The sequence below is a fragment of the Pseudomonas sp. FG-3G genome, assembly GCF_901007645.1.
In the GTDB taxonomy this organism is placed as follows: Bacteria; Pseudomonadota; Gammaproteobacteria; order Pseudomonadales; family Pseudomonadaceae; genus Aquipseudomonas; species Aquipseudomonas rhizophila.
The window spans coordinates 153782-165843 of sequence record NZ_CAAKGZ010000018.1 but is presented as its reverse complement, the minus strand read 5'-3'; the positions used below and the strand labels follow the sequence as shown (position 1 = coordinate 165843).

Sequence of the window (12062 nt, the reverse complement as noted above, 5' to 3'; positions counted from 1 at the left end):
TCGGTGCGCGAGCGGGGTCAAGTCTCATGGCGTTGAGCCAACCAATGAACTTAATGAATGCCCCCCCACTGAAATGTCCGAACATTCAGCAGTCAGTGTATCCAGCGCTAAGGCATTCTCAGCGCACAAAAAAAAAGCCACTCATCTGAGTGGCTTTTTTCTGAATCTTGGAGCGGGAAACGAGACTCGTATCGGGCGTCCGACCCATTGAAATCTAACGGGTTTCTTTTCTTTCCGGGGCAGGAAAAGACTTAATTCTGGACTTGTTTTTGGGGTGTTTCAAGGACTAAGAAGGCGGGATTCCGGGCTGTGCCATTTCTTTCTACCTATAGCCAGTCGGGCGGAAAGCGTCCGGTCTGGACAGTTACTCACGGACTTCTTGGATAACTAAATGGGGTCGTGAAGCTGCTCCTGCTGTGAGCAGCAACCTCACCGCCAGCCAAGTCGAGAGCAGGTCAACAACATGCCGGACGGGTAAGTATCGGCCATAAGCGGCCGCTCACCATGCGGCTTATCAGGCGAAAAATCACCTTTCGAGCCCCTACCCCCATCAAAGACTACTGGAGGACATTTGGAGTATTTCGGAGCTTTTTGCTCTGAAACGACCGCGCTTGAGACCAAAATGTTATTCGGTGAGTCTGAGTAGTGTTGAGGGCACGCAACGCCATTGAAGAAGCGCCAGAAACCCTCAAGGCACGCCCCTGGTCAGCTCCTAGTTTGCGGCTATCCACACGACAGTCACGTCTCGCAGACGACTAGCACGCTCCACTGCTTCCCTAATAGCCACTTGATATTATAGTCTTAGGATCCAATTTCCCGCCAACGACTATTCAGGGACCTGTATGGAACAGAACACTATCTGCCGCCCCCTCACGTTTGAGGAGTCGCACCAACTTCTCCAGTCGGATGAACAAATGCTGGCCGCACTGGACAAGGTGGCCCAGTTGGATTTTTCCATGCTGGGGCGCAAGCTGATGGAGGAGCGCGGCTGGACTCGTGAATACTGCGATGACGTCGAAAGCCTGTACCGAAAGTTTCTGGCGCTCAATGTTCGCTACCCGGGTAAGAAAATCTGCCCGTCAGGACCTATCGATGATTTCTGGCACGCGCACATACTCGACACAAACGCATACTTTGCGAACTGCGAGTTCCTATTCGGTGAATATCTTCACCACTTCCCGTACTTCGGTATGCGAGGTAAAGAGGATCGAGCAAACCTGGAAGCCGCTTTCGAAGAATCGCTGAACCTGTTCGTACTGCACTTTGGCGTGGATCCCACCGCAGGCGATACTGAAGCGCGAAGCTGCAAACCGCAGCGGTGCCCTTGAGTGTCGGAGATCATCCGCACCTACTTCTTCGATAATGAAGAAGACCAGTTGCTGGAAGCACGCAACATCCATTTCTGGCGTGCGCTCGCGGGCCACGTACAGGCCGACCGAAGCGTACCGTCTGATGCCACGGTGCTCGACATCGGCTGCCACCGTGGCGGCCTTCTCGAGTTACTGCACGAGCGGTTCAAACCGGCAAGACTTGTGGGCATTGAGCCGCTCCTGAGTGCACGGCGGGTGGCTGAGCGGCGTCTGGCCCGGTTTGCAGCGCATACCCAGCTGCTTGGCGCAGAGGGTTGGTCGCGCATTCCGGATTCCAGAGTAGATTTGGTCGTGGGCCATGAAGTACTGCAGTACATCAGCGACCTGTCGCTACTGATGGGTAACATACGCCGCGTCATCAGACCTGGCGGTTTCGTGTACCTCGCCTTGGGCTGTCACACGGAAAACCCTCTATGGGCCACTTGGAAGCATGAGCTGGAAGCACTGGGGCACGGTGTGCATGACCATTCCCCTTTGCAAATAATGGCGGCAGGAGCACGCGCCGGATTCGCGCCATCGGTACGCCCCTTGAGAGACACAGGCTGGGTCTACCATGATCCTAGCGTCTCGGGGTCATTCTCCTATCCCTCGGTCGCTGCGCTGCTTGAGCACCAATTTCGCCACAAGTTGCTTTTTCGTTTCGAGTGCCACACATGAGCCTTCCAGAACTGACCCTGCCCACCAGCGTAAACGACGCTCTGTTGGCCGTAACCGGGCGTGAGGCGCTCGAATCACTGGAAACGCGCGCACTCGACCCGTCATTGCGACGAGCTCTCGCCGAAGAGCTGTCATCCCCCGAATGGAAAGCCTTTCTTGTCGAGCTTTCACACGTTTGGAACCGCTTTGATCATGCAGTGATACGCGGCACTCCCTTGTTGAGCGACGAGCGTATCGCCCTGCTGCTAGCATTGGCGCTTGATTCTAGGTTCAAGCCCTACCGCGGAAGCAAGATCGTCAAACACTTCAAGATGTCGCCCTGGACCACCGAACTATCTCAAACCCTGCGCGACGGCCACTTTCATACTGACCTGAACACTGCGAGCGAACCTCCACGCATCACCTTGATCCATTGCCGAATTCCCGACCCTACTCCAGGCTATGGCGTTCTGCGCGTCGCCCGGGTTCGTGACCTGCTCGCCGAACTTCGCCGACGCGGTGCAGACAAGGCCCTAAGGTTTCTTCTGCGCGACACCGTCGCTATTGTAGACGATCGAGCACAAGGATCCTGGTCAGGCACTATGGCCAGCGAGTCGGCCATTCGCTTTCACCCCGAAACTTTGAAGGCGGCGCAACGCCGAGGGGCGAGTTTCATCGACCCACTCGAGGAACAGCTGGATACGATACATGAGGCGGCACTGGCGGTGTCCCACCCCATCGAGCTTGGCATGGGGGACACCTTATTGGTATCAAACGTTCGCGCGCTCCACTATCGCGGCGAATGCACAGTTCAGTACCTCGACTTCCCTCGGCACTTCCAGGCTCGGCAGATACACGTACTTCACTTGGTCGATGAACCTTCATGGCCAAAATAAAAAACGAGACCATTGATGTCATAGGTGCGGACGCCAACAACCTACGCGATATCGACATCAGCTTCCCTGTCGGGGAGCTGTCAATGGTCGTAGGGGTATCAGGATCGGGAAAGTCCTCCCTACTCCTGAACATCCTCGCGCGCCAAGGGGGCAAGCGTTTGAAGTCCTTCTTGGGGGTCAGCCAGGATCATCTCGCCCCACCCATCGGCCTTGCATTCGTAGGTCGAATGCCGCCTACCCTGCATATCGGCCAGCGCGCCTTCCGGGCCTCCTCACGCACGACGGTTGGAACCTCGAGCAGTCTCCTCCCCCTGCTTCGGCGCATCTTCATCAAATGGTCCAGCCCCGTTTCCGAACATAGCGGTGTCTCCGTTCCCCCTCCTGGGATTGGCAGCTATGCCGCGTGGTTGCTACAGCATCAGCAAGGCCCGCTCGATATCTGGGCAATCCCAATTTCATTCGAGGCCAGCGACGGGATGGCCATGGCGGAGCGCCTACGCGCCTTGGGCTTTTCCAGCGTCATCGTGCGCAGCGAGACCGACTCACCCAAGGAGTGGGAAAAAGGCCGCACTCTCAAACTAGATCGGTTCAAACCACTTGCCACGCGCACCCGGCATATTGTGGAGACCCAGGTTGCAAGCATACAACTCAACGCAGAGAAGACCACGGCACAACAATTGGAGCAGCTACTGACACTCGCCTTTGAAGCTGGCGAAGGGCGCGTCCTGATCGACTCCCCTAGGGGCGTTGTGCTGGACTCTCGCTACCATTGGGTTACGCCAGAAGATCCTTGCCGCTACCGACCCGCGAGCGAGCACCTGCTCTCGTTCAACGCTCCGGACCACGAGGCTTCGGGTGCCTGCCCAACCTGCCGCGGACTCGGCGAAAGTACAGTTCTAAATCTAGACGCCCTGGTAGTGCATCCTGATCGCCCTCTGCACCAAGGTGCCTTCTCCCTCTGGACAGAGAAGAACTACAAGTATGTCAACATTCAACATGAGACGATCGAAGGGCTGCGCGGTCTCTGCGGCTTCGATCCTGATCGCCCCTGGTCGGAGCTCGACACGCAGGCTCGTCGCCTGATCATCGAAGGAGCGGGTGAAACACTGGTTGCCGACCGAGATTTGGACAGCGGGCGCAAGACAAGTACACCACGCCGTTTCGAAGGGTTTCAATCGGCGATCATCGAACGGGTGAACAAGCGTGGCGTATCAGCCGAACGACTGACCTACTTAGTGAGCAATGGCGCGTGCCCCGACTGCCTTGGTAGCCGCTGGTCCGCCCAAGCGCGTGCCTTGCGCCTCGCTGGTTACTCGATCGATCAACTTCTGGCATTGCCGTTCGAAGCACTGTCCTCGCTTTGCAGCCCAGGGTCCGATTTTTCTAGAAAGCTGCCTGAGCAGGCTATGCCGTATCTGAAACAGCTGCACCGGCTGACCAGAAGTTTTATCGGCGCAGGCCTTGGCCACCTCAGTGGCGACCGCGGGATGCTGGAAATCAGTGAGGGAGAGTCACGCCGCTTGCGCTTGGCAGCGGCCCTGGACGGCCACCACTCGGGCCTTTGCCTGTTGTTGGACGAGCCAGCGCGCGGTTTGCACGACGAGGACGTCGACCGGTTGGCAGCAACGTTGGCCGAATTGCGTGGAACCCACAGCCTGATCGTCAACGATCATCGTAGGCGATTGGCGGCGGCCGCCAGCTTCTTCGTCGAGATCGGTCCCGGCGCCGGTCCCGAAGGTGGTCGTGTCACCTATTCAGGGAAAGTCCCGGAGCGCTGGTGGCTGCCGGATACCCGACTTAAGCGCAGCACAGCTCTTGTGCAGGCGCAGACGCCAAGGCTTCGGTTAAAGGACATCCACATTCACAATGTGTCGGGTGTCGATGTGGCCATTCCACTAGGTCACCTGGTCAGCGTGGTGGGTGTTTCGGGATCCGGGAAATCCAGTTTTGTTCTCGGAGCACTCGTACCCGCTCTCGCAGGCGCATTCCAAACCGCACGCGACGCCCTAGAAGTGGATGTTCGTCGTGGGCGCTGGGCATCGCTATCGGGTACCGAACATCTCAACGGGTTCGTTGCATTGGGCCAGCGAACGCCAATACCAAACAGACGAAGCACGGTCGCGACCTTCCTGGGGCTCGCTGAACAACTGCGAAACCACTTCGCCAGGCTACCGGCCGCTGCCGCCGCCGGCCTCGCAGCCAGCGATTTCGGGCTCAACGCTGGACAAGGCCGCTGCGATCAGTGCCTAGGCATCGGAGAAATAGAAGAAGCGGGCCATTGGGTCGTCTGCCCGAGCTGCGCGGGAAGCCGATACGGATCCACCGTACTGACCGTTCTCGACGAAGGGCACGACATCGCGCAGGTACTCGATCGTTCGATCACCTCGCTGCGCAGCGCACCGTTCGCCGCATTCGACCAACAACTGTCGCTTCTGGACACCTTGGATGAAATGGGGGTCGGACATCTGTCTCTAGGCAGACGACTCGATACCCTCAGTGGCGGCGAGCTCCAACGCCTTCGCATTGCCCGAGAGCTGAGTGACCACACCTCGCAAAAGTTGATGTTCATTCTCGATGAACCTGCGGCAGGCCTACATCGAAACGACGTCGCGCGGCTGCTCGAAACGCTTGATCGGATTGTCAGACAGGGCCACACCGTCCTACTGGTTGAACACAATCTCGAACTCGTAGCGGCAACCGACTGGATCATCGAATTCGGCCCAGGCTGTGGTCCACATGGAGGCCAACTGATCGCCGAAGGCCCTCCGAACCACGTGCGCGAACAGGATACCCCTAGCGGTAGAATGCTCCGGGCAGCGTCGAAACCGGACGAGAATGCCCAGCATCTGGAACGCTATCGACACCACATTCCTTCCAGCCTAGCCGAGGCCAGTAGTGCGCTGCGCTGGTTGAGAAGACTGCTCGGTCACGACCTGCCGCCGCTGGAGCAGGAACTCGAGCATGAAGGCGGGCAACCGGCAGTCGTGCTAGACGTACACTACCTGAAAGATCTTCGCCTGCTTGAGTTTGGAGCGCTCGACCATGAGCTGGCTTTGCTCATGCTCGAAGTCGAGAACCAGCAGGAAGCCAATGTCATCGCACTGGTGGATGTCTGGGAGATCGCTGCAGATGCCGAACTGATGATCTGCCCTCTGCTCCAGGCTATCCACACCTGGGGCACACAGGTTCCCGTGAGCGTCGTTCAGGACCTGCGTAAACGGCAGCGAATGCAGGGGCTACGATGGATAGAGCACGACATCGCATCCCGCGTCCGCGCATTCGATGGCCCTCTTTCCTGCGACGCTGCCAGTGCTCGCAGTGCACGGACGCGTGCAGTGAAACTGGCGCTGCTGCTCGGTGGCGGCTATGTCGAGCTGGTCAGAGGCCAGCAAGTGATAGCGACCTGCAGCGAACGAGCGATGGATCTCGATCGTTCCCTGATTGGCCCCCGCGTGATATCCGCCTACGATTTCGATCGACACACCGCACGCGGGCAGTGTCCATGCTGCCTGGGTCGCGGACAGGTCGTCAGTTACGATCCGGACTTGTTGATCAACGACGAAACGAAAGCCGTGGAGCAGAACAGCTTCCTGCAGCCGGGGGCGCTAGACGTGCTCAAGGGCGTACACCGTAATGCACTGGTGCCGTTCTTCAAACGACTGATAAAGGAACAACTATGGCCGGCCGAGCGTCCCATCGAACGACTTTCGGCCCAGGAACGCAACGTGCTCCTCCATGGCTTCTGGGTCCCCTCCGGCGCGGGCACCTTTCTGCGCACCCCTACTAGCAATCCAAAAGAAGTCGCGAGCTGGTTACGCTGGGACGGATTGTTCGCCCATGTACGTGACAATCTTTCGCGCGGCTCCCGGCCCTGGCGCGACAGCGTATTGGCGTCCCGGGTCATGGTCCGCTGCCCTCTGTGTAACGGATCAGGCTTGCGACAGCACGTCCTCTTATTCAAACTCGCCGGTCGCAGCTACGCGGACTGGGTGAAAACAGGGACCGTTACCGAGCTCTGTCAGGCGTTGAAGCATATGCCCTCCCCCAATGCTCGCAGTAGTCACCGACAGACTCGCCTGATCGAGGCACTCACCCCCCTCGACAACGAACGTTTCGGCGCTACTAGGTTGTGCAGTGTGGCGGCAGAAGGTCCCTATAACCTGCTCTGGCCTGCTGTCGCGCGAGCCTTTACCAGCATGCCGGTGCTCACTAAGGAGGATCTATGAGCGAAGATCGGGCCTACAAACTCTACGGGGAGTTTGGGGATCGCTACGACCTCCATACGCCACCACATCACTACGCCGATGATCATGACTTCGTGATCAAGCGGGCGCGTGGCCTGAAGGAACGAGCACGACTGCTCGACCTCGGCTGCGGGACCGGCATATTGCTCGAAAAAGCGCTGCAAGCCGACCTGGATCCGGTGGGTATCGATTCGGCGCCACATATGCTCAAACTGGCGCAAGCACGCGTCGGTACGGAGCGCGCACAACTGAGACGTATGCAGGAGCTGGACCTCGATCAACGATTCGATTGCATCGTGTCACTCTCCTGGTCGCTCAATTACAGCCAGGACGTTGCCGAACTCCGAGATATTCTCTTGCGCTGCCACCACTTGCTGCGCCCAGGTGGCGGCTTGATCCTGCAAGTGGCCCATGCCCCTAACGCTCGGCCAGAAAAACCGCCGTTCACCGTTGATCGAGAGCCGGGGCCTGGCGGGCCAGACGATATCATACTCAGCTACTGCTTCTGGTCGGACGGTGCCGAAAAGATGCTCGCCGACTACCAATTCGAATGCCTCTCTACCGCGGAGCACTTCGAGGAGCGCCATGAACTAAACGTGGCAAACGTACAGCTGTTCACATCACTTCTGAGCGACCTCGACTTCATCGAAGTCGAGGTACTCGACAGCTGGCGGGGCGAACCCTTCGAGCGTGGCATCAGCCCATTTGTCACCGCTCGACGCAGGCCTTGATGATGGGCCCGATGCTGCGACTGAGCCGATTCATCGTCTTCGTAGACTACACCGACTTCGTCGAGGTACAGCATGCGGCGCGCGGGACACGGCACCGCATTGATCGTGCGATCTACGAAGAGCTGCTTGGCTATGCCAAGTTTCGTTCCGCGTCGCTTGCCGTTGCGCAATGGGTCGAACGCGGAGTACTGGTCGCACCATTCACTGACACGCTTCTGTCGGAAGATGCTATCCCGGGCTCGGAAACTGCCTTGGCGACGGATTATCACCGCTGGTATTGGATACACGAGATCGAAAGTGAGCGGGATTATCGTTGGTTCGGCGAAGTCGTCCTTAAGATGCCTAGCGACCTGTTCTACCTCCAGGAACTCCTCACTGGCACGCACGTTCAACGCGTGCTCGAACTCGGCAAGGGACGTGGCGGTGGTGCCTGGTTTCTCTCTAGCATCCTGCAGATGCAGGGAGGGGGCATGGTGGTGTCGCTGGACATTGATCCCTTAACATCCGCCATCGATGGGTCCCGCTGGACCGAAGTCGAACAACATGATTTCGTCGGCGATGCAATGAACCGAGAAACCATCGACCGAGTGCGCGGAACTTGCTCAACATTCGAGTTGATTGTCATCGACCTGGGTGGAGACCCGCAACGAAATCTGCGTGCTTTGCGGCTCTGGGCTGATCTGCTAGCCGACGGAGGGACCGTAGTGATCGAAGATCTGTGGGGCAGCGATGACGCAGGCACAATACGCGAGCTTGACCGTTTCCTACTGGATAACCGGCAATTTTCATTATGCCCTTGGGCCCTCCGGCATCCGCTGTTGAAAGGTATCGGGTTGAGAAAAGCCTGACAGCGACGGGGGTGCTCAACCTTACGTCAATCCACACCTCGGAGAACGCCCGCTGAAACAAAAGTTGTTGAACAAGGCTGCGTGGGGGATTGGCAAAAACCCACCCGCTGGGTTGGGGGAACGTCGTGAAAGACAGCCTCCATCAAGGATTTCATCCAAGCGCCGATGCCAGCAGGTCCTGGGGCCTTTTACTGCCCAGAAAACTGTTATCTGACCGGAACCATTAAGCCATACCCCCGCAGTCGTTGTGGCCACCAAAAGCCTCAACGACTTTGGCTAGGGCCTTGAACGGCCGATAGCCCGCGTCCAGATCCAAGCCGTAGCCAGGGAAATAGTCGCCCCCACCGTAGCTGATGGCAAAGATCTGCCCTTGCCTCTTCCACTTGTTAGGCTGAGCACTGGGTTTCGGGTACTCAACTGGACCATCTGCGCGATGTCTACAGCGGTCAACCAGTCACAGTTTTCCAATACTGCCTTGCGGACTTTTACCAAAATCGCCGCTTCCTTGAGCAAGCGAGGTGAAGGTGGCTTGCGCGTCACAAACGCCTCGGCCAGACGCTCCAGTGCTTTCGGGTCCTAGTGCTCTTGCAGCCTCATACATCGAGGACGCCACATGGGCAAAGTTTTCCGCCGATGCTTCAATACGACAAGCACTCGATCCGCGTGCGAGCAGCTCAAGCTAGCCCGAGCCGCCTCAGGCGTACCTACCGAGGTGGAGACGCCCCTGTGAAACAAGCGCCCCCTCAGAAGCACTCTCTCAATACAACTTTTCGTAGCAGCGCACTGGCAAATGGGCGCATTGAGCAATACCCTGCCCGTACCGCCCCAACGTTACGAGCTGAAACATGTCAGGGATTGCCATATTTGAAAGCCCACGTTGGCTACGAGATCTTCTCCGCTTCTTGCCGCTGAAGAGCCAATTCGTCCTGTCAGGCAACATCCGCGACCTGCAGGCCAGTGAAGTGGCGCCCGGCACGGTGACCGCGCAGAGCTTCAACCAAACCCTCTGTAATGCCCTACTCGATGCCGGCTACACCCAGGTAATCGCCTGGGATCCCGTGTCCGGTTTCCGGACAATCGACAAACCCGGCTCCGCCCCTGAAGCCGGCCAGACGTTGCTTCAGGAACTTGGCCTGACTCCGGTAAATGGCGCAGCCCCCGCAGGTATCGATCTGCTGGGCGCCACCCTGCCACGACTGGTGGGTCGTGCTGGCGAACCTATCGCGCTGATCATCGATTTCGCCTCACGCTTGGTCGTTCGCAACGACTCCCTCAGTGCTGCTGAACACCAGCTCTTCACCCAAGCCCTGGTACAATCCCATCAGGCTCGCAGCCGTCCAGCCACAGAGCTGCGCAAACCGTTCTTCAATACCCTGCTATGGCTGGTGGAAAAAGAAGGTGATTTGCCCGACTGGTTGCTGGTCGAAAACCCGCGCCTGCGCCACATTCCCGTGTCCAAACCCGATCAATTGTCCCGCCGTGCATTGGCACCGGCGTTGCTCAAAGGGCTCAGTGGCAGCCAGGGCGCCAGCGAAGTGGTCATGCATCAGGCTGTGGAAGCCTTCGTCCAGAACACCGAGGGATTGCTGCTGCTTGATCTCAGCGCCATTGCGCAACTGGCGCGGGTCGAGGGTGTGGCCATGGTGCAGATTGCCGATGCGGTGCGCCGCTACAAGATCGGTGTCACCGAGGACCCGTGGCTGAAGATCGACCGTCAGCGTATCCGACATGCGGACGCGCTCGTCCACCAGCGGGTCAAAGGCCAGGAGCATGCGGTGACGCACATGCTCGACATCGTCAAGCGTGCGATGACAGGCGTCGGTGCCAGTCGCAAGGGCAACCGTCCACGGGGCGTAGCCTTTCTCGCGGGACCGACCGGCGTGGGTAAGACCGAACTCGCCAAAACGATTACCAGCCTGCTGTTCGGCGACGAAAGTGCGTATATCCGCTTCGACATGTCGGAATTCAGCGCCGAGCATGCCGATCAACGCCTCATCGGCGCACCGCCCGGCTACGTCGGCTATGACGTCGGCGGTGAGCTGACCAATGCTATCCGCGAGAAGCCATTCAGCGTGGTGTTATTCGATGAAATCGAAAAGGCCCACCCACGGATTCTCGACAAGTTCCTGCAAATACTCGACGACGGAGTGCTGACTTCAGGCCGCGGTGATCGGGTGTACTTTTCGGAGGCCCTGATCGTATTCACTTCCAACCTGGGAATCTATCGCCAGGGTGACAATGGCGAACGCGTTGCCAACGTCCTGCCGGGCGAAGCCTTCGAGCAAGTCCAGGACAAGGTGCATAGCGAGATCGACCGGTATTTCAAGCTCGTGCTCAACCGACCGGAAATCCTCAATCGAATCGGTGAGAACATCATCGTCTTCGACTTCATTCGCGAAGGCGTTGCAGTGCAGATCTTCGAACAGATGGTCAACGCCACCTTCGACGACCTACAGGGACAGAATCTGTTTATCGAATTGGCCCCCCAGGCACGCCAGACACTGCATAACCTCTGTCTGCAGGACCTGTCCAACGGTGGCCGGGGCATTCGTAACCAGTTAGAGGCACGCCTGCTCAATCCCCTGTCGCGGGCGCTGTTCGATCAGGACGCGCAACCGGGCGAGCACTTCACGATCACCGAGTTGGACATCACCGGACTGAAGATGGAACGTCGCTGAACATGGACCTTAGCCTGTCGCGCATGCATTTTCCTGTCACTACCCTCGGCCCAGGGCGGCGTATTGGTATCTGGTTCCAGGGCTGCAGCATCCGCTGTCCAGGCTGCATCTCTGCCGATACCTGGGGCCCCGCGCACCGACGTTTGTCGCTGGAGCAACTGCTTGAACAGATAACCCCCTGGCTGCACGAGGCCGAAGGAATCACCATTTCCGGAGGGGAACCGTTCGACCAGTTCGACGCCCTGCGATCGCTGCTCGAAGGCCTGCGTCGGCTCAGCGAGCTCGACATCCTGGTCTACAGTGGCTACTCCCTGGAGCAACTCGACGAGCCATTGTTCCAGACCAAGGGCTTGATAGATGCCTTGATCAGCGACCCGTATATCGAAGCACTCAGTCAGACCATGGCCTTGCGCGGCAGTGACAATCAACGTCTGAGCCTGCTCACGCCACTGGGCCGGGCACGCCTGGGTCATTACGAACGCCTGCTCGAACCCACCGACAAGGCGCTGGACCTGATGTTTGACGAAAGTGGCAGCGTTTGGATGGCCGGCATCCCACGACGTGACGACCTATTGCGCTTACGCGATCTGCTGCATGAACAAGGCCATCATTTACAGATCAGCGCACACGCGTCGCGACGCCGCTGAGTGGAGCACACC

The 12062-nt window shown here is 58.4% G+C and carries 8 protein-coding genes; all 8 read left to right on the top strand.

Features of this window, described 5'->3' with window-relative positions; genetic code table 11:
- Nucleotides 1-842 precede the first annotated feature (842 nt).
- The 8 genes from PSEUDOMOFG3G_RS09075 (at nucleotide 843) to PSEUDOMOFG3G_RS09040 (ending at nucleotide 12050) form a co-directional block, all read left to right on the top strand.
- On the top strand, nucleotides 843-1328 hold the full coding sequence (locus PSEUDOMOFG3G_RS09075; RefSeq protein WP_139049680.1) for a hypothetical protein: 486 nt from the start codon (nucleotides 843-845) through the stop codon (nucleotides 1326-1328).
- The gene (locus PSEUDOMOFG3G_RS09070; RefSeq protein ID WP_139049679.1) at nucleotides 1329-2027 is read left to right on the top strand and encodes a bifunctional 2-polyprenyl-6-hydroxyphenol methylase/3-demethylubiquinol 3-O-methyltransferase UbiG; all 699 of its coding nucleotides are present in this window, start codon (nucleotides 1329-1331) and stop codon (nucleotides 2025-2027) included.
- A complete protein-coding gene (locus PSEUDOMOFG3G_RS09065) occupies nucleotides 2024-2902 on the top strand; it encodes a TauD/TfdA family dioxygenase (RefSeq protein ID WP_139049678.1) in 879 nt (292 codons plus the stop codon). The genes PSEUDOMOFG3G_RS09070 and PSEUDOMOFG3G_RS09065 overlap by 4 nt, the downstream gene beginning before the upstream one ends.
- The gene (locus tag PSEUDOMOFG3G_RS09060; RefSeq protein ID WP_139049677.1) at nucleotides 2890-7128 is read left to right on the top strand and encodes an ATP-binding cassette domain-containing protein; all 4239 of its coding nucleotides are present in this window, start codon (nucleotides 2890-2892) and stop codon (nucleotides 7126-7128) included. Before PSEUDOMOFG3G_RS09065 ends, PSEUDOMOFG3G_RS09060 begins: the two co-directional genes overlap by 13 nt.
- The gene (locus PSEUDOMOFG3G_RS09055) at nucleotides 7125-7877 is read left to right on the top strand and encodes a trans-aconitate 2-methyltransferase (RefSeq protein ID WP_139049676.1); all 753 of its coding nucleotides are present in this window, start codon (nucleotides 7125-7127) and stop codon (nucleotides 7875-7877) included. The genes PSEUDOMOFG3G_RS09060 and PSEUDOMOFG3G_RS09055 overlap by 4 nt, the downstream gene beginning before the upstream one ends.
- A gap of 11 nt (nucleotides 7878-7888) precedes the next feature.
- Nucleotides 7889-8725: a CmcI family methyltransferase gene (locus PSEUDOMOFG3G_RS09050; protein ID WP_257220688.1), complete on the top strand. Its 837-nt coding sequence runs from the start codon at nucleotides 7889-7891 to the stop codon at nucleotides 8723-8725.
- A gap of 845 nt (nucleotides 8726-9570) precedes the next feature.
- Entirely contained in the window at nucleotides 9571-11403 is a 1833-nt protein-coding gene (locus tag PSEUDOMOFG3G_RS09045) for an AAA family ATPase (protein ID WP_139049674.1), read from the top strand.
- A gap of 2 nt (nucleotides 11404-11405) precedes the next feature.
- Nucleotides 11406-12050, top strand: coding sequence for a 4Fe-4S single cluster domain-containing protein (locus PSEUDOMOFG3G_RS09040; RefSeq protein WP_139049673.1), 645 nt, complete (start codon nucleotides 11406-11408; stop codon nucleotides 12048-12050).
- Nucleotides 12051-12062: the final 12 nt, after the last annotated feature.